Source organism: Solwaraspora sp. WMMD792 (assembly GCF_029626105.1).
In the GTDB taxonomy this organism is placed as follows: Bacteria; Actinomycetota; Actinomycetes; order Mycobacteriales; family Micromonosporaceae; genus Micromonospora_E.
Window position 1 is genome coordinate 4,129,610 of record NZ_JARUBH010000009.1, and the last position, 21,988, is coordinate 4,151,597.

The 21,988-nt window shown below is 72.3% G+C and carries 17 protein-coding genes; 4 read left to right on the forward strand and 13 right to left on the reverse strand.

The features are described 5' to 3' along the window. Nucleotides 1-92 precede the first annotated feature (92 nt). A complete protein-coding gene (gene atzF, locus O7629_RS19560; protein ID WP_278170890.1) occupies nt 93-1,856 on the forward strand; it encodes an allophanate hydrolase in 1,764 nt (587 codons plus the stop codon). Here atzF and O7629_RS19565 read toward each other — a convergent pair. The 5 genes from O7629_RS19565 to O7629_RS19585 all read right to left on the reverse strand — a co-directional run bounded on the left by O7629_RS19565 (nt 1,828) and on the right by O7629_RS19585 (nt 7,926). Continuing rightward, entirely contained in the window at nt 1,828-2,586 is a 759-nt protein-coding gene (locus tag O7629_RS19565) for an arginase family protein (protein WP_278170892.1), read from the reverse strand. The genes atzF and O7629_RS19565 overlap by 29 nt on opposite strands. A gap of 49 nt (nt 2,587-2,635) precedes the next feature. Beyond that, nucleotides 2,636-4,648, reverse strand: coding sequence for a hypothetical protein (locus O7629_RS19570; protein ID WP_278170894.1), 2,013 nt, complete (start codon nt 4,646-4,648; stop codon nt 2,636-2,638). Nucleotides 4,649-4,810: 162 nt separating this feature from the next. Then, nucleotides 4,811-5,707, reverse strand: coding sequence for a carbohydrate ABC transporter permease (locus tag O7629_RS19575; protein ID WP_278170896.1), 897 nt, complete (start codon nt 5,705-5,707; stop codon nt 4,811-4,813). Beyond that, nucleotides 5,704-6,633 carry a sugar ABC transporter permease gene (locus O7629_RS19580; protein ID WP_278170898.1) on the reverse strand — a complete coding sequence of 310 codons (930 nt, stop codon included), beginning with the start codon at nt 6,631-6,633 and terminating at the stop codon, nt 5,704-5,706. Before O7629_RS19580 ends, O7629_RS19575 begins: the two co-directional genes overlap by 4 nt. Before the next feature lie 9 nt (nt 6,634-6,642). After that, complete coding sequence (locus O7629_RS19585; protein ID WP_278170900.1) at nt 6,643-7,926, reverse strand: extracellular solute-binding protein; 1,284 nt, start codon at nt 7,924-7,926, stop codon at nt 6,643-6,645. A gap of 259 nt (nt 7,927-8,185) precedes the next feature. Between O7629_RS19585 and O7629_RS19590 the strand changes: the two genes are divergently transcribed. Then, nucleotides 8,186-9,811 (forward strand): glycoside hydrolase family 43 protein, encoded by a 1,626-nt coding sequence (locus O7629_RS19590; protein ID WP_278170901.1) that lies wholly within the window; start codon nt 8,186-8,188, stop codon nt 9,809-9,811. Between the two features lie 13 nt (nt 9,812-9,824). Here the strand turns inward: O7629_RS19590 and O7629_RS19595 are convergent, their stop codons facing one another. The 5 genes from O7629_RS19595 to O7629_RS19615 form a co-directional block, all read right to left on the reverse strand. After that, nucleotides 9,825-10,583, reverse strand: coding sequence for a beta-ketoacyl-ACP reductase (locus O7629_RS19595; RefSeq protein WP_278170903.1), 759 nt, complete (start codon nt 10,581-10,583; stop codon nt 9,825-9,827). Nucleotides 10,584-10,684: 101 nt separating this feature from the next. Continuing rightward, complete coding sequence (locus O7629_RS19600) at nt 10,685-11,959, reverse strand: MFS transporter (RefSeq protein WP_278170905.1); 1,275 nt, start codon at nt 11,957-11,959, stop codon at nt 10,685-10,687. A gap of 46 nt (nt 11,960-12,005) precedes the next feature. After that, complete coding sequence (locus tag O7629_RS19605; protein WP_278170906.1) at nt 12,006-12,281, reverse strand: ubiquitin-like small modifier protein 1; 276 nt, start codon at nt 12,279-12,281, stop codon at nt 12,006-12,008. A 1-nt stretch (nt 12,282) separates the two neighbouring features. After that, complete coding sequence (locus O7629_RS19610) at nt 12,283-13,383, reverse strand: exo-alpha-sialidase (protein ID WP_278170908.1); 1,101 nt, start codon at nt 13,381-13,383, stop codon at nt 12,283-12,285. Nucleotides 13,384-13,497: 114 nt separating this feature from the next. Then, nucleotides 13,498-14,028, reverse strand: a complete 531-nt coding sequence (locus O7629_RS19615) for a hypothetical protein (RefSeq protein ID WP_278170910.1) — start codon at nt 14,026-14,028, stop codon at nt 13,498-13,500. A 346-nt stretch (nt 14,029-14,374) separates the two neighbouring features. On the opposite strand from O7629_RS19615, the gene metH reads away from it, so the two are divergent. After that, the gene (gene metH, locus O7629_RS19620) at nt 14,375-18,022 is read left to right on the forward strand and encodes a methionine synthase (protein WP_278174592.1); all 3,648 of its coding nucleotides are present in this window, start codon (nt 14,375-14,377) and stop codon (nt 18,020-18,022) included. A gap of 27 nt (nt 18,023-18,049) precedes the next feature. On the opposite strand, the gene O7629_RS19625 is transcribed toward metH, so the two are convergent. The 3 genes from O7629_RS19625 to O7629_RS19635 form a co-directional block, all read right to left on the reverse strand. Next, on the reverse strand, nt 18,050-18,940 hold the full coding sequence (locus O7629_RS19625) for a hypothetical protein (protein ID WP_278170911.1): 891 nt from the start codon (nt 18,938-18,940) through the stop codon (nt 18,050-18,052). Between the two features lie 47 nt (nt 18,941-18,987). Next, complete coding sequence (locus O7629_RS19630; protein ID WP_278170912.1) at nt 18,988-19,896, reverse strand: phosphatase PAP2 family protein; 909 nt, start codon at nt 19,894-19,896, stop codon at nt 18,988-18,990. 90 nt (nt 19,897-19,986) lie between these two features. Then, on the reverse strand, nt 19,987-20,613 hold the full coding sequence (locus O7629_RS19635; RefSeq protein WP_278170913.1) for a hypothetical protein: 627 nt from the start codon (nt 20,611-20,613) through the stop codon (nt 19,987-19,989). A 114-nt stretch (nt 20,614-20,727) separates the two neighbouring features. Here O7629_RS19635 and O7629_RS19640 point away from each other — a divergent pair, with 114 nt between their 5' ends. After that, entirely contained in the window at nt 20,728-21,987 is a 1,260-nt protein-coding gene (locus O7629_RS19640) for a GNAT family N-acetyltransferase (RefSeq protein WP_278170914.1), read from the forward strand. The last annotated feature ends 1 nt before the right edge of the window (nt 21,988 follow it).

The window sequence follows — 21,988 nt, forward strand, 5'->3', positions numbered from 1 at the left end:
GACCCGCCAGGGGTACGGCCGGTCTGGCGCGCCCCACCGCGCGCCCCGGTCCCGCACCGGCCGTACCCCTGGCGCCACCGGAGGTATCCCCCGTGACATCGACCGCACCGGACGGCGTGGCCGCCGCTACCCGCACCGCACAGCTGGCGGCCGACCCTGCCCAGCCGATCTGGATCACCCTGCTCGACCCGGCCGAGGTCGACGACGCCGCCGGCCGGGTCGACCCGGACGCCCCGCTGGCCGGCACCGCCGTCGCCGTGAAGGACAACCTGGACCTCGCCGGGCACCCCACCACCGCCGGCTGTCCGGCCCTGGCCGAGCGGCCGGCCGCGTCGTCGGCCGCCGCGGTACGCCGGCTGACCGACGCCGGTGCCGTGGTCATCGGCAAGACCAACCTGGACCAGTTCGCCACCGGGCTGGTCGGCACCCGCAGCCCGTACGGCGCCTGCCACAGCGTCGCCAGCGCCGCGCACGTCAGCGGCGGCAGCAGCTCCGGCAGCGCCCTCGCCGTCGCCACCGGACTGGTGCCGCTGGCGTTGGGCACCGACACCGCCGGTTCCGGCCGGGTACCGGCCGCCTTCAACGGCATCGTCGGGGTCAAACCGACCCGGGGGCTGGTCTCCACGGTCGGCGTGCTGCCCGCCTGCGCCGGACTGGACTGTGTCACCACCTTCACCCGTACCGTCGCCGAAGCCCGACCGGCGCTCGCCGCCCTCACCTGGGCCGACCCCGACGACCCGTGGTCCCGGCCGGTGCCGACCCAGCCGCCGCACGGGGTCGCCGACCGGATGCGGGTGGTCGCGGTCCCGGACCGGCCGCTGGACCTCGACCCGGTGCACGAGACCGCCTGGCGGGCGGCGCTGCGGCGGCTGCGTACCGTCGCCGCGCACGTGGTCGAGGTCGACGTCACCGCGTTCCTGGCCGCCGCCCGGCTGCTCTACGACGGGCCGTGGCTGGCCGCCCGCTGGGCCGCGTTCGGGCACCTGCTGGAGCCGGACGGCCCGCACCTCGACCCGACGGTACGGGCCATCGTGCGGCGGGGCCGCGACATCGCCGGGCCGGACGTCTTCGCCGGGCTGGACCGGCTCGCGGCGCTGCGCCGCCGCACCGAGCAGGTATGGTCCGACGTGGACGCACTACTGCTGCCGGTCACCCCCGGCCACCCGACCCTGGCCGAGGTCGCCGCCGACCCGGTCGGCGTCAACGCCCGGCTGGGCCAGTTCACCAACTTCGTCAACCTGCTCGACCTGTGTGCGGTCGCCGTACCGGCCGGGGCCCGCACCGACGGGCTGCCGTTCGGTGTCCAGTTCGTCGCCCCGGCCTTCGCCGACGCGCCGCTGCTCGACCTGGCCGCGCTCTGGTGCGGCGAGTCGGTGACCACCCCGGCCGACGAGCCGACCGGGACGACCACCGTGGCGGTGGCCGGCGCACACCTGACCGGGCTGCCGCTGAACCCGCAGCTCGTCGAGCTGGGCGGGCGGCTGGCCTACCGGGCCCGGACCGCCCCCGGTTACCGGCTCTACCGGCTCGTCGGGCCGGGGCTGCCCCGCCCCGGGCTGGTCCGCACCGGTGACGGACCGGCCGGCGGGATCGCCGTCGAGGTGTGGCGGCTGCCGCACCAGGCGGTCGGCGCGCTGCTCGGCACCGTACCGCCGCCGCTCGGGCTCGGCTCGGTCGAACTCGACGACGGCAGCCGGGTCACCGGTTTCCTCGCCGAGGAGCACGGCGTACGGGACGCGGTCGACGTCACCGCCGCCGGTGGCTGGCGGGCCGCCGTCGCCGACGCCGAAGTCAGGACAGCCGGCGACGTCAGGCCAGCCGGCGGTGTCACGACAGCCGGCGGAGGATCTCCTTGACCAGCGGGCCGAGCCGGCCGGCTGCGCCGTGGCCCGGGTCCCAGGTGCAGGCGACGCCGACGGCGGCCACCCGCCCGGTGTCCAGCACGGCGGTCACCGCGTCGGCGACCTCGGCCAGGTGCGGGCCGCCCGGTGCCGGGAAGCGCAGCCCGGGCAGCTCGACCGGGTCGACGACGTCGGCGTCCAGATGCAGGTAGATCGGCCGGTCCGGCAGCTGACCGACCGCGTCGGCGACGTCCCCGACCGGCCGGTGCCGGATCGCCGACCGCCGCAGCTGGTCGGCTTCCGGCGGGTCGAGGTCCCGGCCGTCTGCGAGCACGATGTCGGCCTCGGCGACCGGCCGCAGGTCCAGCGCCGTCGCGATCAGGTCGCGGCGGTGACCGGTCAGCAGCCGCAGCGGCATCCCGCCCAGGTAGCCGCTGCTGGTCGTCTCCGGGGACTGCAGGTCGCCGTGGGCGTCGAGCCAGACCACCGTCGGGTCGACGCCGGCACGTTGCAGACCGGCCACCACTCCGAGGGCGGTGGTGCAGTCGCCGGAGAGGACCAGCGGGCGGTGCCCGGCGGACACCGTACCGGCGACGGTCACCGCGACCGCCCCGTACAGCCAGGCCATCCGCGCCCACCGGGTGCCGTCGGGCAGCGACGGCATCACGGTCGTCTCCGCCGACCCCGGCACGTCCAGCTCAGGCAGGTACTCGTCGAGATGGTAGGGCACCAGGATGCTCGTCACCCGGCAGAGACTACCGTGGACACCACTTCTCCACAGGGGACCTGACCGGTCAGGATGCCGGCGCCAGCCCGGTCCCGAGCATCGCCTCGGCCCGTTTCACCAGGTAGTACCAGGCGGTCTCGCTGTGCTCGGTCACCTCACCGATCGGCATCTCGGGGTTGTCGAACGGCTGGGTCTGCAACTTGAGCAGATAGCCGGTACGCGGGTCGAAGCCCCACCAGATGCTGCCGGCCGCCTGGTAGTCCGGGGTCTGTTCCACCGCGTTCCAGACCAGGGTGACCGCCGGGTAGTCCTTGGCGGTCACCACCGGACCGTATTCGGTGTAGTCGGCGGCGGTGCGCTCGGCGCGGCACTGGACGGAACCCAACTGCCGCAGATACTCCTCGACGGCGGCCCGCTGCCCGGCCGGGACGTGCGACACCTGCACCTGGGCGCTGATCAGGTCGCTGGCCCCGCCGAGGTACAGGTAGCCGACACCGTGCGGCGTCGAGCTCCAGTCCAGTTGCCACTCCGGGTCCCCCGGGCAGCCGCGGAACGGGCCGAACGGGGCGAACTGGCTCTCCTGCGTCACCACGAAGTCGGTCGGTCCGGTGCCGGCCCGGTAGTTGCCGTCACCCGGTCTGGGCACCACCTCGTGCAGCCGGTCCAGCGGCGGATCGGTGACGGTCAGCCGTGCCGACCGCCGGCCGCTGTCGCCGGTGAAGCTCTGCCGGGCCAGCTCCACCGTGCCGGAGAGCAGTTCCCGGATCGCCCCGGCGTTGCGCCAGACGGCCAGCACCGCGTCGAACCGCCGCTTGACCAGGCCGCCCAGGCTGTTGCTGATCGCGTTGAAGATCCCCTCGACGTACGTCTCCGCCGGCTTCTCCATGAATTTCAGCACGAAGTCGACGATCTGCTCGGCGCAGCGCACCACGCCTTCGTAGTAGGCGTTCGCGGCGGACAGCACCCAGCCGGTGATGTCGTTGCCGGTCGGGTTGCCGATGATCCGGCCGAGTTTGATGCTCTCGGTGAGGATGCACTCGGCGGTCTGCAGGTACTTCTCGGACTGCCGCCACATCTGCAGCGCCCTGCTGTCCGGGCTCAGCGGCAGCAGCAGCTGCAGCAGCAGGCCGGAGGCGTCCAGCAGGACGTGGCCGTAGTCCAGCCGGGCGCTGAGGGTGATCGTGCCGGACTCGGGCAGCTTCGCCGGGTCGAGCCGGAAAGTGACCCGGGTGCCGGAGCTGAGCACCACGGCGGTGTCGCCCATCAGCGTCCGGACGTCCTCGATCAACGCGGTGTAGATGTTGTCCCGCCCGGTCGGGCCGGTGCCCGAGTCCGGGGCCGTCTCGACGGTGAGCGCCGGCGGGAACTCCAGCAGCAGCGGGTAGCCGACGGTGTTGCCGATGCTGAACTGGTAGGTGCCGTCGCGATCGGGGTGGAAGGTCGCGCAGGTCTCCAGGCCGGGGACGAAGTTGTCCAGCTCGACCCGGACCGGCAGGGCCTGGTAACGGCACTCCAACGGCGGCGGTACGGACAGGATGCCGGCGATTCCGGCGACGTACCGGTTGGCGTTGATCTCGCGTTGCAGCGCCAGGGCCGCCTGCGCGGCGGTCTCCTCCTCGTCCCAGGCGGCGAGCACCCAGTGGGAGAAGTGCCGGGTCTGGGTGGTGATGGTGCCGGCGTCGGCGTCGACGTCACCGCCGAGCGGTAGCCACTGCCCCCAGTCGTCGACGTAGACGGCGATGAACATGTCGTCGACCGGGGCGTCCGCCGGATAGTCGAAGGTGATGGTGGCCGGCCCGGTCAGCTCGCCGCCGTCGAGTTCGACGCTGGCCACCTCACCGAGCGGGGTGATCATGCTCGGCTCCGGGAAGCCCGGAGCGTCGTCGGCGACACCGACCCGCAGGCTGGCGCCACGGCCGTCGACCGACGAGCCGTCCACCCGGACGGTCACCCCGGCCGCCGGGTCGCTCGCGGTCAGTGGCTCGCCGGGGCGGTTCAGCACCACCAGGGTGACGGTGACGGCCACGGCGAGGACGGTGACCACGGCGGCCACGACTGTCACGAGACTGCGACGACTCATGATCACGCAGTCTCACCAACCGCCGGCGGCCGGAACAACCACCCCCGGGGCCGGCTTGTCCCGCCGACCGGCCAGGTCGGCGGGACTATCGTCACCGCGCGGCGATCATCCGGGTCGCCCGGTCAGCCCTTGGTCGCCCGGTCAACCCTTGGTGGCACCAGCTCAGCCCTTGGTGGCACCGGCGGTGAGGCCGCCGATCAGCTGACGTTCGGCGATCGAGTAGAAGGCCAGCGCCGGGACCATCGCCAGCACGACGTACGCCAGCACCTTGGCGCTGTCGTCGGCGTACTGGCCCTGGAATTCCTGCACGCCCACCGGGATGGTCCACCAGTTCGGGTCGTTGAACACCACCAGCGGAAGCATGAAGTTGTTCCAGCTGGCCACGATGGCGAGCACCGACACGGTGGCGATCGCCGGCCGGGCCATCGGCAGCAGGATCCGCCAGAAGAAGCCGAACGGCGTACAGCCGTCGAGGATCGCCGACTCCTCCAGCTCCCCCGGTATCGCCCGGAAGAACGACCGCAGGATGATGATCGTCACCGGCAGGCCGAACGCGGCCTGGGGCAGGATCACCCCGAGCGGGTTGTCCAGCAGACCCATGGTGCGCAGCAGGATGAACAGCGGCAGGATGGCGACCGCGAACGGGAACATCAGCCCGATCGTGAAGAACAGGAACAGCAGTTCCCGCCCCCGGAACGCGTACCGGGCGAAGACGAACGACGCCAGCGCCGCCACCCCGACCACGATCACCGCGGTGGCCAGCGCGATCAGCGTGCTGTTGAACAGCTGCCGCCAGAACGATCCGGAGCCGAGGATCTCGAGGTAGTTCTCCGGTATCCACGGCGACGGCAGACCGAACGGGCTGTTGGACAGCTGGCGGTTGTCCTTGAACCCGCCGAGCAGCGCGAAGACGATCGGGACCACGATGATCAGCCCGACGATGATCGAGACGGTGTGCAACGACAGGGACCGGGCCGGGCCGAGCAGCCGCGACACCCGGTCGCCGCCCCGGGCTGCCCGCTGCGGCCGGGGCCGTGCGGTACGGGTCGGGGCGCTCATCGCTGATCCCCCATGGTGGTCATCGCTCCTTCGAGGTCGCGGCGCAGGATGAAGCGTTGGTACAGCACCGCGAAGATCAGGCTGATCAGGAACATCGCGATGCTGATCGCACTGGCGTAGCCCACCTCGAAGCGCCGGAACCCGTACTGGAACATGGTCACCGCCATGGTCTCGGACGCGTTCAGCGGACCACCGCCGGTGAGCACCCAGACCAGGTCGAACAGCTGGATGCTGCCGATCACGGCCAGGAACATCGAGATCCGGATGGTCGGGGCCAGCAGCGGCAGCGTGACGTGCCGGAAGATCTGCCAGCCGCCGGCGCCGTCGGTCGCCGCCGCCTCGTGCAGTTCCCGCGGGATGTTCTGTCGGCCGGCGAGCAGCAGGATCATGTGGAAGCCGAAGTACTTCCAGGTCATCACCAGGAACACCGAGTACAGCACGGTCGACGGATCGGACAGCCAGGTCGAGCTCAGGCTCTCCAGCCCGACCAGGGCCAGCACGTGGTTGGCCAGGCCCCGGTTCTGGCTGAAGACCATGTCGAACAGGACCGCGGTGATGACCTCGGACAGCACGTACGGGGCGAAGAACAGCACCCGGTAGACCGCCCGGCCGCGCAGCTTCTGGTTCAGCAGCAGGGCCAGCCCCAACGCGAGCGGCAGCTGTACGGTGACCGACAGCACCACCAGCAGGGCCCCGCGTCGCAGGTCGCCGATGAAGACCGGGTCGTCGAGCAGCCGGACGAAATTGTCCAGGCCGATGAAGTCGGTCGGTAGGCCGCCGAACCCGTTCCAGCGGAACAGACTGGTGTACGCCGCGACCAGGATCGGGGCGACGACCAGCACGCCGAACAGCACCAGCGCCGGCAGCAGGAACAGGCCGATGGTGATCCGGTCGCTGATCCGGCGACGTCTCAGGTTACGGTCCATCGTCGCCGGTCAGCGCTGAGCGACGACGGTGACGGCCTCGGCGACCTGCTCCGGGGTCATCTGCCCGGCGATCAGTTCGGCGACCCGGTCGTTGACCTCCTGGCCGACCGCCGGGGCGTACGCCTGGTCCAGGTAGAGCTGGAAGTTGCTGGCGTTGGCCAGGGTCTCGGCGACGGCGGCGAGGTTGGGGTCCTCGATCGCGTCCTCGGCGCCGATGGTGACCGGCAGGAACGCGCCGGTGGCGGCGGCCCGGCGCTGCTTGTCCACCTGGCTGATGAACTCCAGGAACCGGATCGCGTCCGGCGAGGCGTCGCGGCCGATGGCGAACCCGCCGCCGCCGCCGAACGCGTCGGAGGCCGATCCCTGACCACCGTCGACCGCCGGGAACGGGAAGAAGCCGAGGTCGGTGCCGATCCCGCCCTCGACGCCGGAGGCCTCCTCCTGGACGGCCGGGGCCCACTGGCCCATCAGCTCCATCGCCGCGTCCCCGTTGCCCATCGCGGCGGCCTGGCCGTCGGGTTCACCGTACGACGCGCCGAGGAAGCCTTCCTGGAACGGTTCGAGGGCGACCAGCTCGGCCAGCCGTTCGCCGGCGCCGATGAACGCCGGGGTGGTGAAGTTGTTGTCCTCGGCCGCCCGGCTCAGCGCCTCGATGCCGCCGATGCGCATCGCGAGGTAGGCCCAGTAGTAGTGGCCGGGCCACTTCTCGCCGCCGGCCAGCGCGATCGGGGTGATCCCGGCGGCCTTGAGCCGGCCGACGACCTCGAGGTACTCGGCCCAGGTCTGTGGCGGTGCGGTGATGCCGGCGTCGGCAAAGAGCGCCTTGTTGTACCAGAAGCCGACCATGCCGATGTCGAACGGGACGCCGTAAAGTCGTCCGTCGATCTCGTACGGCAGCGTCGAGGCCGGCTGCAGGATGTCCCGCCAGGGAGCGACCGCATCGGTGATGTCCTGGCACAGCCCGGCCTCGACCTGCTGCCGGAGCACGCCGCCGCCCCAGGTGTGGTAGATGTCCGGCGGGTCGCCGGCCTGGGTGACCGTGGTCAGCCTGGCCTTGAACGCCTCGTTCTCCAGCGGGGTGATGGTGATGCCGACGCCTTCGTTCTGCGCCTGGAACTCCTCGGCGAACGCCGCCCAGACGGGCAGCATCGGGTCGGTGTTCTGGATGTGCCACCACTCGATGCCCGCACTGTCGCTTCCGGAGTCGCCGCACCCGCCGAGCGCGACCGCGCCGGCTCCGAGGCCGGCGAGGCTCAGCAGCGTACGGCGGGAAAGGTGGATCGGTGTCGCCATGTGCCGTCCCCTCAGGTAAGCGGCGAGCGTGGTCCCCACCCACCGCTGGATGCCGAGCAATCGACCGGTGTCACCGAAAATTTCACCTGCGGAACGCCATGAATTGGTGACGTTGCGCACGCTACGACGGCGTTACCGCCCGGTCAAGACCCGATTTCCACACGACGACCGTCGTCAACGGACCGCAGAAGCCTCTGCGGGTGGCATACTTTCCGGAAAACTGCCGAAGCTTTCGAGAGCCGAGCCCGGAGGACCACCGATGCCGACCGACACGACCGACGTGGCCACCTCGGCCCGGGTCATCACCAACCCCGTGCTGCGCGGGTTCTACCCCGACCCGTCGGTGCTGCGCGTCGGCGACGACTACTACCTGGCCACGTCGACCTTCGAGTGGTACCCGGGAGTGACCCTGCACCACTCTCGGGACCTGGTGCACTGGCGCCCGCTCGACGGGATCCTCACCGAACGACGGCTGCTGGACCTGACCGGTGCCGGGGACTCGTGCGGGGTGTGGGCACCCGACCTGACGTACGCACACGGACTGTTCCACCTGGTCTACAGCGACGTCGCCAGCTTCGCCAGCGGCTACTGGGACCCGCAGAACTACCTGATCACCGCCCCGTCGATCGACGGCCCGTGGTCCGACCCGGTGCCGCTGCACGCCCACGGCTTCGACGCGTCGCTGTTCCACGACGACGACGGCAGCACCTGGCTGCTGGCGATGACCGCCGACTGGCGGCCGGGGCGCGACCGGTTCGGCGGCATCGAGATCCAGCGCTACGACCGCGACGCCCGGCGGCTGGTCGGCGACCCGGTCACCATCTTCACCGGTACGCCGACCGGGCTCACCGAAGGACCGCACATCTACCGGCACGACGGGTGGTACTACCTGGTCACCGCGGAGGGCGGCACCAGCTGGGAGCACCAGGTGACCGTCGCCCGGTCCCGCGCCCTGCTCGGGCCGTACGAGGCCGACCCCGCCGGACCGATGCTCACCTCCGTCGGCCGCCCCGAACTGGCCCTGCAGAAGGCCGGGCACGGCAGCCTGGTGCAGACCCAGCGCGGCGAGTGGTACCTCGCCCACCTGGTCGGTCGGCCCTACACCCCACTCGGGCGGTGCGTCCTCGGCCGGGAAACCGCGATCCAGCGGGTCGACTGGTCCGCCGACGGCTGGCCGCGGGTCGCCGGCCAGATCCCGGCCGAGCAGGTGCCCGCCCCCGACCTGCCGGCGCACCCCTGGCCCGCCGAGCCGTCCACCGACCACTTCGACGCCGCGACCCTCGGCCCGCGCTGGTCGACCCTGCGCCGACCGGCCGGGCCGGACTGGACCGACCTGACCAGCCGCCCGTCACACCTGCGGATCGTCGGCGGCCAGTCCCCGGTCGGACGGCAACGCCCCAGCCTGGTCGCCCGCCGGGTGACCGCACCGAACTGCGTCTTCGAGACGCTCGTCGAGTTCCGCGCGGCCACCCCCCGCCAGCTCGCCGGGGTGACCGGCTACTACAACACCGAGAACTGGCACTACGCCTACCTGACCCGCACCGACGACGGTCGTCAGGAGCTGCAGCTGCTCAGCTGCGACAGCGGCCGCCGACAGTCCCACCCGCAGGTCAGCGTCGACGTCACCGACGTCGCGCGGCTCGGGCTGCGGGTGGTGTTCGACGGCCCGGTGCTGCGGTTCGGCTACCACCGGGGCGACCACTGGCGCGAGCTGCCGATCGAGCTGGACGCCACCATCCTGTCCGACGAGTACGCCGCCCGGATGACCGACGGCGAGCCGGAGGCCTGGGGCTTCACCGGCGCCTTCGTCGGGCTCTGGGTGCAGGACATCGGCAACGACGGCGGGTACGCCGACTTCGACCACGCCACCTACCGGGAGCTGTGAGCGACGGGCCGGATCACCGGGCACCACCGTTGACGTACAGCGTCTGCCCGCTGACGTAGGACGCGTCCTCGCTGGCCAGGAAGGCGATCACCGAGGCGATCTCGGCCGGCTGGCCGACCCGGCGCAGCGGCGTCTGCTCCGCGACCTGCCGGCGGTGCTCGTCCGGGTCGACCCCGATCCGGGCGGCCACCGCCGCGGTCATCGACGTCGCCACGAAGCCGGGTGCGACCGCGTTCACGTTGATCCCGTACGGCCCCAGCTCGATCGCCAGGGTGGCGGTGAGCCCCTGCACGCCGGCCTTGGCGGCGGCATAGTTGACCTGGCCACGGTTGCCCAGCGCGGACCGGCTGCTCAGGTTGACGATCTTGCCGTAGCGGGTCGGCACCATGTGTCGCTGCGCCGCCCGGCAGCAGTGGAACATGCTGGACAAATTGGTGCGCAGCACCGCGTCCCAGTCGTCGGTCGGCATCCGGAACAGCAGGTTGTCCCGGGTGATCCCGGCGTTGTTGACCAGGATGTCGAGCCGCCCGAGGTCGGTCACCACCCGATCGACCATCGCGTCGACGGCGACCGGGTCGGTCACGTCACAGCCGACCGCGACCGCGCTGCCGCCGGCCGCGACGATCTCGTCGACCACCGGACCGGCCCGCTCGGCGGTCAGGTCGACCACCGCCACCGTGGCGCCCTCGGCGGCCAACCGCCGGGCGGTGGCGGCCCCGATACCCTGCGCGGCTCCGGTGACCAGGGCGACCCGGTCGGTGAATCTGTCCATCGAAGCGGCTCCTTCGGCGCTGGGGTGGACCGACGGGGGGTGTTCGCCGGTGCGGACCCTCGGGTCGGCGCAGACCATTGTGCCCGGTGCCGGAGGTCCGCTCACGGAGTGGGATCCCGGGCGTCGTAGTGAGCGAACGTCGGCTGGTGGCGGGCCAGCGCCGCCAGCACCACCAGGCAGGCCAGGCCACCGGCGACCGCCGCGACCGCCTCACCGGTCAGCTGCGCGGTGGCGCCGAGCACCAACTGGCCCAGCTGCGGGCCACCGGCGACCACGACGATGAACACCCCCTGCAGCCGACCACGCAGCGCGTCCGGCGTCGCCGCCTGCAGGATCGTCATCCGGAACACCGAGCTGACCGCGTCCGCCGCGCCGGCCAGCAGCAGCACCGCCACCGCCGCCCACAGCAGCGGATGCGCACCACCGCCCGGCCCCGGCCCCGGCGCCGCCACGACGATCAGCCCGAACACGGTGATCGCCACCGCCCAGCCGGCCACCGACACCAGCACCGCCAGGCCCTGCCGGCGCACCGCACCCAGCGGCCCGGAGAGCAGACTCGCCGCCATGGTGCCGAGGGCGATGCCGGCGGTGAGCAGCCCCACCGTGGTGGCCCCGCCGCCGAGCGCGGTCGCGCCGATCGCCGGGAACAGCACCCGGGGCATGGCCAGCACCATCGCCGCCAGGTCGACCAGGAACGTCATCCGCACGTTCGGCCGGGTGCCGAGGAACCGCAGGCCCTCCCAGACCGAGGCGAGCCCGGCCCGGCGGACCTCGCCCTCCGGCGGGATCGACGGCAACGCCACCAGGGTGGCCAGGGCCACCGCCACCAACCCCACCTCGATCAAGTACGTGCCCGGGTAGCCCCACCAGCCGACCAGCACCCCGGCCAGCAGCGGACCCAACGTGTGGGACACCCCCATGGACAGGTTGGACAGGGCGTTCGCCGCCGGCAGCAGACCGATCGGCAGCAGCCTCGGCACGATCGCGGTACGGGCCGGATTGTTGATCGCGAACAGCCCGTTCTGCGCCGCGACCAGGCCGTACAGCAGTCCGACGCTGCCGACGTCGAACAGCGCCTGCCCGGTGAAACCCACCCCGACCAGCAGCAGGCCGGTGGAGGTGGCGACCACCACCTGCCGCCGGTCGTACGCGTCGACCACCGCACCGCCGTACAGGCCCAGCGCCACCAGCGGGACCAGCGCGAAGAACCCGACCAGGCCGACGTTGAATGTGGAACCGGTGAGGTCGTAGACCTGCAGACCGACCGCCACCGTGGTCAGGCTGGTGCCGATGCCGGACAGCGAGGCGCCGAGCCACATCCGGCGGTACGGCGCGCTGGCCCGCAACGGGCCGAGGTCGATCAGGAGACTGGGCACCAGTGGATCATGCCCCGCGCCGCCGCCCGGAATGACGTGTGCCGGGTCACCCGCCAGCGACCGAGGGAATCACCTGCACCTGGGCACCGGCCGGGACCGGGGTGTCCAGACCGCCGCTGTGCCGATGGTCGGCACCATCGACGTAGACGTTCACGTACCGCCGGATCTGGCCCTGCTCGTCGCGGATCCGGCGGGCGAGTCGCGGCCAGCGGCGGGTCACCTCGTCGAGAACCGCCCGCAGCGTGCCGTCGGCATCGACGGAGAGCCGGGCCTGCCCACCGCTGTCCGCCCGCAGCGCGCCCGGCACCAGCAGCGTCACCACGTCACACCACCGCGGCCCGGACACAGAGCACGTCCGGCAGGCCGGTGGCGACCGGCTGCCAGGAATCGCCCTCGTCACGGCTGGCGAACACGTCCCCGCTGCGGGTGCCGAAGTAGACCCCGGCGGTCGGCGCGTCGTCGGTGGTCAGCGCGTCACGCAGCACCGCCGGATAGTACGGGTGCTGCGGCAGCCCGGCGCTCAGCGGCTGCCAGGTGGCACCGGCGTCGGCCGACCGGAACACCCGGCACCGGTCGTCGACCGGGAACCGCCGCGAGTCGGCGACCAGCGGGAACGTGTAGATCACCCCGGACCGGTGCGGGTGGGCGGCGATCGGGAAGCCGAAGTCGCTGGGCAGGCCGTCGGCGATCGACGACCAGGTGGCGCCGGCGTCGTCGGAGCGGTAGACGCCGTGGTGGTTCTGCGCGTACAGCCGGTCCGGGTCGACGGCGTCCCGGGCCACCTTGTGCACGCACTGGCCGAACTCGGGCCACTCGTCGGGCAGGAAGTACGCGCGGATGCCGGTGTTGCCGGGTGCCCAGCTCGCCCCGGCGTCGGCGGAACGGTAGACGCCGCCGGTGGACATGGCGACCAGCATGGCCGCCGGGTCCCGCGGGTCGGGCAGGACGGTGTGGATCGCCTGGCCGCCGAAGCCCGCCTCCCACTGCGGCCGGTGCGGGTGCTCCCACAGCGGCCGGACCAGTTCGAAGCTGGCCCCGCCGTCGGTCGACCGGAACAGCGCCGAGGGCTGGCTGCCGGCGTACACCACGTCGGGCTCGGCGGCCGACGCCGGCGTGAGCTGCCAGACCCGCTCCAGGGTGGCCCCGGTGTCGGCCGGGAAGGCGACCGGCGGCTGCTCCGGCTCGGACCAGGTGTGCCCGAGGTCGTCGCTGGTCGCGACGCTGGGCCCGTAGTGCGAACTGGCCACCGAGGCGAGCAGCCGGGGCGCCGCCCGGCGTTTGTCGATCGCCACCGCGTACACCGCGGTCATCGCGAAGTGCGGGCCGCTGACCTGCCAGCCGCGCCGGTCGTCGGTGCTGGTCGCGAGGAACAGACCCTTCTCCGTGCCGATCGCGAGCAGCGCTCCGGTATGCGGTGTCCCCATCGATCCCTCCTGGTCACCTCTGGTCACCGGCCGGCGACGTCGCCGGCCCGAACCGGAGTATGCCGAGGCGGACCGACAATTCAGGTCAGGTCAGCTGGGGTGGCGAGCGCGGCGTCAGTCGGGATCGGCCGAGCGGGCGAAGCCGTACCGCTCGGCGTGGTCGGGATCGGCCGGGTCGATCTGGCGCAGCCCTTCGTCGGCCAACCGCTTGTTGATCTCGTCGAGGTGGTCGCGGACCAGCCGGGCCTCCTCGTCGGTGGTCTTGCCCCGGTGCGGTTTGCCGGCGTGCTCCAGGGTCGCGTAGTCCACCCGCTCGGCGGCCTTGCGGCTGGTCTTGGCCGGTTTGACCCGCTCGGCGGTACGCAGCAGCTGGGCCATCGGCACGTCGGTGGCGAGCGAGTCGAACTCGCTGGCGGTCAGTACCACCCGACGTGGTTCGCCGTCGCCCTGTCCGTCGTGGATCTCCACGACGGCGACGTCGAGCGCCGCGTCGTCGATGCTCTCCACCTCGTCCGGCCGGGCCTCCAGCCGTACCGGACCGGCGACCAGGTCGGGATGTTCGAGCACGACGATCCGCACCAGCTCGTCCGCCGAGTCCAGCACTGCACCGCTGAAATCGGAGACGTACACCGTCTTCCTGCCCATGTCGATAGATCTCCCGTCGGTCCGGATGGCTGCCGGCGTCCGCTGGCGGCGGAGCCGGTCACCGAAGCTACCCGACAGGTGTGCGAAGACCGCAACAGCCGGGCGGCGGGTGTGTCCGACCGGGCCGGCTAGAATCACCCGGGTGCCCGGACCGGGCCACGGGTAGGATCACCACGAGGTCGAGAGGCGCTGCGACGGGCCGCGAGATGCCCGCCACGCTCGGCCACGATCACGGCCCCTGATCGGGCGTGACCACCAGACAAGGGCGCCTCCGAGCTACCAGCGGAGGTGTCAGGTGAAGCATTTGTCACGCGCCAGCGACAGCGAGCGGGCGCTGCGGGAGTTGCTGAGTCAGCGGATCGCGGTGCTCGACGGTGCCTGGGGCACCATGTTGCAGGGTGCCGGTCTCACCCCGGCCGACTACCGTGGCGACCGGTTCGGCGACCACCCCCGCGACGTCACCGGCGACCCGGACCTGCTCAACCTGACCCGCCCGGACGTGATCCTCGACGTACACCGGCAGTATCTGGCCGCCGGCGCGGACATCACCACCACCAACACGTTCACCGCGACCAGCATCGCCCAGGCCGACTACGGTCTGGAGGCGTACGTGCCGGAGATGAACCTGCGCGGCGCGCAGCTGGCCCGGCAGGCAGCCGACGAGTTCGGCGGCCGGTTCGTGGCCGGCTCGGTCGGCCCGCTCAACGTCACGCTGTCGCTGTCGCCCCGGGTGGAGGATCCGGCCTACCGCGCCGTCACCTTCGACCGGGTGAAGGCGACGTACGCCGAGCAGCTGGCGGCGCTCGCCGAGGGCGGCGTCGACCTGCTGCTCATCGAGACGATCTTCGACACGTTGAACGCGAAGGCGGCGATCGCGGCGGCCCGCGAGGTGGTGCCGCAGCTGCCGCTGTGGATCTCGGTGACCATCGTCGACCTGTCCGGGCGGACCCTGTCCGGACAGACCGTCGAGGCGTTCTGGCGTTCCGTCGAGCACGCCCGGCCGCTGGTCGTCGGGGTGAACTGCTCGCTCGGCGCGGAGGAGATGCGCCCGCACGTGGCCGAGTTGGCCCGCATCTCGGACAGCTATGTCGCCTCCCACCCGAACGCCGGTCTGCCGAACGCGTTCGGCGGCTACGACCAGACCCCCGACGAGACCGGCGCGATGCTGGCCGACTTCGCCGACAGCGGCATGGTCAACCTGGTCGGCGGGTGCTGCGGCACCACGCCGGCGCACATCACCCGGATCGCCGAGGCGGTCGCCGGGAAGGCGCCGCGGCCGGTGCCGCAGCCGGCCCGGACCAGCCGGTTCAGCGGGCTGGAGCCGTTCGAGATCGGCCCGGACACCGGGTTCGTGATGATCGGTGAGCGGACCAACGTGACCGGGTCGGCGAAGTTCCGCCGGCTGATCGAGGCCGGCGACTTCCAGGCCGCCGTGGACGTGGCGCTGGACCAGGTCCGGGGCGGGGCGAACCTGCTCGACGTCAACATGGACGCCGACCTGCTCGACAGCGAGCAGGCGATGGTGACCTTCCTCAATCTGATCGCGACCGAGCCCGAGGTGGCCCGGATCCCGATCATGATCGACAGCTCGCGGTGGAGCGTGCTGGAGGCCGGCCTCAAGTGCGTACAGGGCAAGGCCGTGGTCAACTCGATCAGCCTGAAGGAGGGCGAGGAGGTCTTCCTCGACCAGGCCCGCAAGATCCGCGAGTACGGGGCCGGGGTGGTGGTGATGGCCTTCGACGAGCTGGGCCAGGCCGACACCACCGAACGCAAGGTCGACATCTGCGCCCGCGCGTACGACCTGCTCACCGGGAAAGCCGGGTTCGACCCCACCGACATCATCTTCGACCCGAACGTGCTGGCCGTCGCCACCGGGATCAGCGAACACAACGGGTACGCCAAGGCGTTCATCGACGCGCTGCCGCTGATCAAGCAGCGCTGCCCGGGTGCCCGCACCAGCGGCGGCATCTCCAACCTGTCGTTCTCGTTCCGGGGCAACGACGTGGTCCGCGAGGCGATGCACTCGGCGTTCCTGCTGCACGCCGTGCGGGCCGGGCTGGACATGGGCATCGTCAACGCCGGGCAGCTCGCCGTCTACCAGGACATCCCGGCCGACCTGCTGGAGCTGGTCGAGGACGTACTGTTCGACCGCCGCCCGGACGCCACCGACCGGCTGGTGACCTTCGCCGGCACCGTCTCCGGCTCCGGCACGAAGCGCGCCGTCGACCTGTCCTGGCGGGACGCCCCGGTCGCCGACCGGCTGTCGCACGCGCTGGTGCACGGCATCGTCGACTTCATCGAGGCCGACACCGAGGAGGCCCGCCAACTGGCGGCCCGGCCGCTCGACGTGATCGAGGGGCCGTTGATGGACGGCATGAAGGTCGTCGGCGACCTGTTCGGCTCGGGCAAGATGTTCCTGCCGCAGGTGGTCAAGAGCGCCCGGGTGATGAAACGGTCGGTGGCCTACCTGGAGCCGTTCCTGGAAGCGGAGAAGGAACAGGCCCGACAGGACGCCGCCAACGCACCGGCCGGGCAGGAGACCGCCGCCGAGGGCGGTGGGGAACGCGGACCGGGCACCGTGGTGCTGGCCACCGTCAAGGGCGACGTGCACGACATCGGCAAGAACATCGTCGGGGTGGTGCTGGGCTGCAACAACTACCGGGTCATCGACCTCGGGGTGATGGTGCCGGCCGCGAAGATCCTGGACACCGCGGTCGCTGAGAACGCCGACGCGGTCGGGCTGTCCGGCCTGATCACCCCGTCGCTGGACGAGATGGTCACCGTCGCCGGCGAGATGCAGCGGCGTGGGCTGAAACTACCGCTGCTGATCGGCGGGGCCACCACCTCCCGGCAGCACACCGCGGTGCGGATCGCACCGGCGTACGACGGGAGCACCGTGCACGTGCTCGACGCGTCCCGGGTGGTCGGGGTGGTCTCCGACCTGCTCAGCGCCGACCGGGTGGAGCAGTTCGACAGCGACAACCGGGCCGAGCAGGACCGGCTGCGCGAGCAGCACACCAACCGGCGGCAGCCGCTGCTCACCCTCGCCCAGGCCCGGGCCAACGCGGAGCCGGTGTCCTTCGAGGATCTGCCGGTGCCGGCGTTCACCGGCGTACGGTACGTCGAGCCCGGCCTCGACGAGCTGCGGCCGATGATCGACTGGCAGTTCCTCTTCCTCGCCTGGGAGCTCAAGGGCAAGTATCCGGCGATCCTGGAGCAGCCGGTCGCCCGCGAACTGTTCGACGACGCCAACACGATGCTCGACCAGATCATCGCCGACGGTTCGTTGCGGGCCCACGGCGTCTACGGCTTCTGGCCGGCCCACTCCGAGGGCGACGACCTGGTCATCGCCGCCGGACAGGCCGACCCGCCGGGCGGCGGCACCGACACCGACCAGCCGGTACGGATCCCGATGCTGCGCCAGCAGACCACCAAACCCGCCGGGCGGCCGAACCGCTGCCTCGCCGACTACGTGGCACCGGCCGGGGACCATCTCGGTGGCTTCGCGGTGGCCGTGCACGGCGCGGAGGAGCTGGCCGCCGGATACGAGGCCGCTCAGGACGACTACCGGGCGATCATGGTGAAGGCGTTGGCGGACCGGCTGGCCGAGGCGTTCGCCGAGCACCTGCACCTGCGGGCCCGACGGGACTGGTACGAGCCGGACGCCGACCCGGACGTGGCCGACCTGCACGCCGAGCGGTTCCGCGGCATCCGGCCGGCGCTGGGCTACCCGGCCAGCCCGGACCACAGTGAGAAGTGGCAGTTGTTCGACCTGCTGGGCGCCGGGCGGGCCGGCATCGAGCTGACCGAATCCGGGGCGATGACCCCGGCGGCCAGCGTCAGCGGCCTGCTCTTCGCCCACCCGGCGTCGCGGTACTTCACCGTCGGGCGGATCGGCCGGGACCAGGCCGAGGACTACGCGGCCCGGCGTGGGATGCCGCTCGCCGAGGTGGAGCGCTGGCTGCGCCCCAACCTCGGCTACGAGACCGACTGAAACCGCACCGCGCGGGCTGGGGAGGAATCAGCCCGCGGCGGTGAGGTCCGAGCAGTCCGTCTCGTCCGGCAGCAGCGGGCGCAGGGTCACCGTCCACCGCTTACCCGCCGACGTCCACGGGGTGGCGGTGGTCGCGTCCGCCGCTGCGGACCGCAACTTCTCCAACGCCTCCCCGGTGACCGTCACGCAGCCGAGATCGAGCGTCTCGGACAGCGATTCGCCGGGCAGTTCCGGGCCGGGCCAGGCCACCTCCGGCTGGCTGGCGTCGACGGACTCGTCGACCGCCACCCACGGCTCGGCGACCGCGGCGATCGCGTGCGCGACGTAGGGCTCGGAGTCCTCCGGTGCCGCGCCGACACCGCCGGACAGCTCGGTGAGCGAGTCGGCGAAGTCCCGCAGCTTGTCCCGGGCGGCGACCTGCTCGTCGGTCAGCCCGGCGTCACCGGAGGCGTCGTCGGACAACGCGTAGACCTCGAGTTGTTCGACGCCGTTGTCGGTCAGCACGGTGAACCGGGTCGACGTCGCGTCGGCCACCGGCGGGCGGCCCAGGTCCTGCTCGGTGCCGACCCCGGCGGCCAGCGCCTGCTTGACCAGCTCGTCGACCTGCTCCGCGCTGATCGTCTGCACCTGCAGGTTCGGCATGGCCGGACCGGGGTAGACCAGGATGGTGGGGCCCTGGGTGATCACCCGGCCGTCGGCGTACACGCTGACCACCGGTAGCCGGGTCAGCAACGCCGCCGGCATGGTGAAACCGCCGGTGTGGTCCACCCGCAGGACCAGCGTGTCGGCCGGCAGCGACGACCCGCCGGCGGTGCCGTCGGTGGACGAGTCGGTGCCCGGGTTCTGTCCGCACGCGGCGGTGAGCAGCAACAGGGAGGCGGCGGTGGCCGCCGCCCGTACGCCTCGAAAAATCGTCATGTCTGCTGAGACGTCGCTCGATCCCGATCGGTTCCACCCCAACCGGTTCAGTTCCCGCCCGCCGGTTCCGGGCCGGTGGACGCCGGGACCGGTACGGCGTAGCCGGCCGTCCCCAGCACCAGGGCCATGGTGACCGCTGCCGTGCCGGCGATCCCCGCCGCGCTACCCGCGTACGCCACGAACAGCCGCCGCCGGCTCAGCGCCTCCAGCGGCAGCCCGGTCACCTGGTCGGTCACCGCCATCGCGGCCCCGGCCGCCGCCAGCAGTCCGACCCCGGCGAGCAGCAGCAACGCCAGGGACATCGGGTGGTGTTCGCTCGGACGCAGCTCGTCGTCCGGCGACCGGGCCAGCGTGAGCGCGAGCATCCCGGCCGCCGCCCACCCCCCGACGACCAGCAGCGCCGCCACCGCGTCACTGGGCCGGTGCCAGCCGGCGGACAGGGTGGCCACCCCGGCGGCCGCCGCGTAGCCGGCACCGGCGAGGGCGCCGATGCCGCGCAGCGCCGCTGGCAGCACCAGGACCAGCGCCACCGCGACCGAGGCGGCAACCGTGGTGTGCCCGCTGGGCAGGCTGTTGGCCGGGTTCGCGTCGACCGGATCGACCCCGAACGACGGCCGGGCGACGGCGTACTTCACCCACTGGGTGGTCAGGTTGGAGCCGGCGATCACCCCGGTGGCGACCACCGCCAGCAGGACCCGGCCCCGGATCAGCGCGATGAACCCGATCACCCCGGTGGCCAGGGCGAGCGAGGCCACCGAGACCACACCGAGCACCGTGTTCGCCGGCCCGTACGCCTCGTCCTGGCCGATCGAGTTGCCGGTCAGCGCGATGGTGTCCAGCCACTGGCCGCGCCAGGTCCGCACGAAGACCCACCAGACCACGCCGAAGGCCGCGGTCTGGCCGGCGGCCAGCAGAAGGCACCAGACGCCCAGGAGCACCGCGCCGCGACTGCGCATGCCGTCACGGTAGCCGCCCGGCCCGGCTCCCGCGCTCGGTCAGAACGTCCCGCGCTCGGTCACAACGTGGGAACCCGGAATCTCAGCACGTCAGAACCAACCAGCGAACCAGTTCCAGACGCTGACCACCCATTCGGTCTGCCGCAGGTAGGCGAACCCGACGACGATCAGGTACGCCCCGGTCACCATGTGCGAAACGCGAGCACCGTGCCGGACCCGACCCAGCTGCCGTTCCAGCACCACCCGGCCGATCACCCGGCACAGCGCGAACAGACCCGCCCCGACCAGCATCGTCAGCACGAAGGTCAGCACCGGGCTGGCCAGGTTCCCCCGGGCGGAGATGGCCCAGACCCCCCAACAGACGAAGGCGAACAGGCCACCCAGCACGCTCCACTCGCCGCCGCGACGGAGCTGGGCGAGCTGCTGACTCAGCGGTGGCCGGGGCGGCCGGATCCGGCCGTCCGACCAGCCCGGCCCGGCCTCGGACGGCCAGCCCGTGCCGGTCGGCTCGTGCGGCGCGGTGAACTCGGCGGTCGGCGGCGGCCCGCCCCGGCCGACCTGCGCCACCCCACGCCGGAAAAGACCGGCGACGCCCGGTGCCGTCGGCTGGTCCGCGCCCGGTGCCGTCGGCTGGTCCGCGTCCGCTGCGCCGGGAGCCGTGCGCTGCGGCGGCACCTCCACGGTCCGCTCGGCCCAGGGTGTATGCCGATCTGCCATCTTTCCTCCCCACGGGTGCGGGCGGACCCCCGTACCATTTAGACGCTCACATCCGAGAGTAGCGAGCCGGCAAATGGGTCGCCGACCCCGCCACCGATCGGTTAGACAGAGCAGATGGATGCACCGTTTCCGATCCGGGCCGGCGTGCCGCAGGACTTCGACCCAGTGATGGAGTTGCTGCTGGCGGCCTTCCATCAGAACCCGGACCCGGACCTGCACCACGTCGAGCGGGGCGTCTTCGAGCCGGACCGGTCGCTGGTGGTCACCGACGGCGACCGGTTGGTCGGGCACGCGGGGGCGTACACCAGGGAGTTGACCGTGCCCGGCGCGGTGCTGCCCGCCGCCCACGTCTCCATGGTCGTGGTCGCCCCGACCGACCGTCGGCGCGGGCTGCTGACCCGGCTGATGCACCGCCAGCTGCGCCAACTACGCGACGGCGGCGAACCGGTCGCGGTGCTGTGGGCCAGCGAGGGCCGCATCTACCCGCGGTACGGCTACGGGATGGCCGCGCAGCGGCTGGAGCTGGATGTCGACCTGCGGGAGACCCGGGTGCTCGACCCGGCCGGCCCGGGCGCGGGCGCCGACCCGTCCGCTGGCCCTGGCGTCGGGTCGCTGCGCGTCGGCGACCCCGGGCAGCTGCGGCCCGAGCTGGCGGCGGTGTACGAACGGCTGCGCCCCGGCCGTCCCGGCTGGTCCGGCCGGGACGACCGGTGGTGGCGGTACGTGCTGGCCGACAGCCCGGCCTGCCAGTCCGGCCAGACCGCGCTGCGGGTGGTGCTGCACGACGGTCCGACCGGCCCGGACGGCTACGCCCTGTGGCGCACGGTGAGCGACTGGGACGCCCGTGGGCCGAAGGGCCGGGTACGGGTGACCGAGGCGGTCGCCGGCAGCGTCGACGGATACCGGGCCCTGTGGCGGTTCCTCACCGGCATCGACCTCAGCCGGGCGCTCTCCTTCCGGTTCGCGGCGCTGGACGAGCCGCTGTTCCAGCTGGTCGACGAGCCCCGGCAACTCGGTGCCGCGCTCGCCGACAGCCTCTGGGTGCGGCTGGTCGACGTCGCGGCGGCGCTGTCCGCCCGCCGGTACGCCACCGGAGTCGACGTGGTCATCGACGTCACCGATCCGCTGCTGCCGGAGAACTCCGGCCGCTGGCGACTGACCGGCGACCGGGAACAGGCCCGCTGCGTACCCACCGACGAACCGGCGGACCTCGCCTGCGGGGTGGCCGACCTGGCGGCGGTGTACCTGGGCGGCCCGTCGCTGCGGTCGCTGGCCGACGCCGGCCGGGTACGCGAGCTGCGCCACGGTGCGGTGGCCGAGGCCAACACCGCGTTCGGCTGGGACCGTGCCCCGGCCGGCATCGAGATCTTCTGAG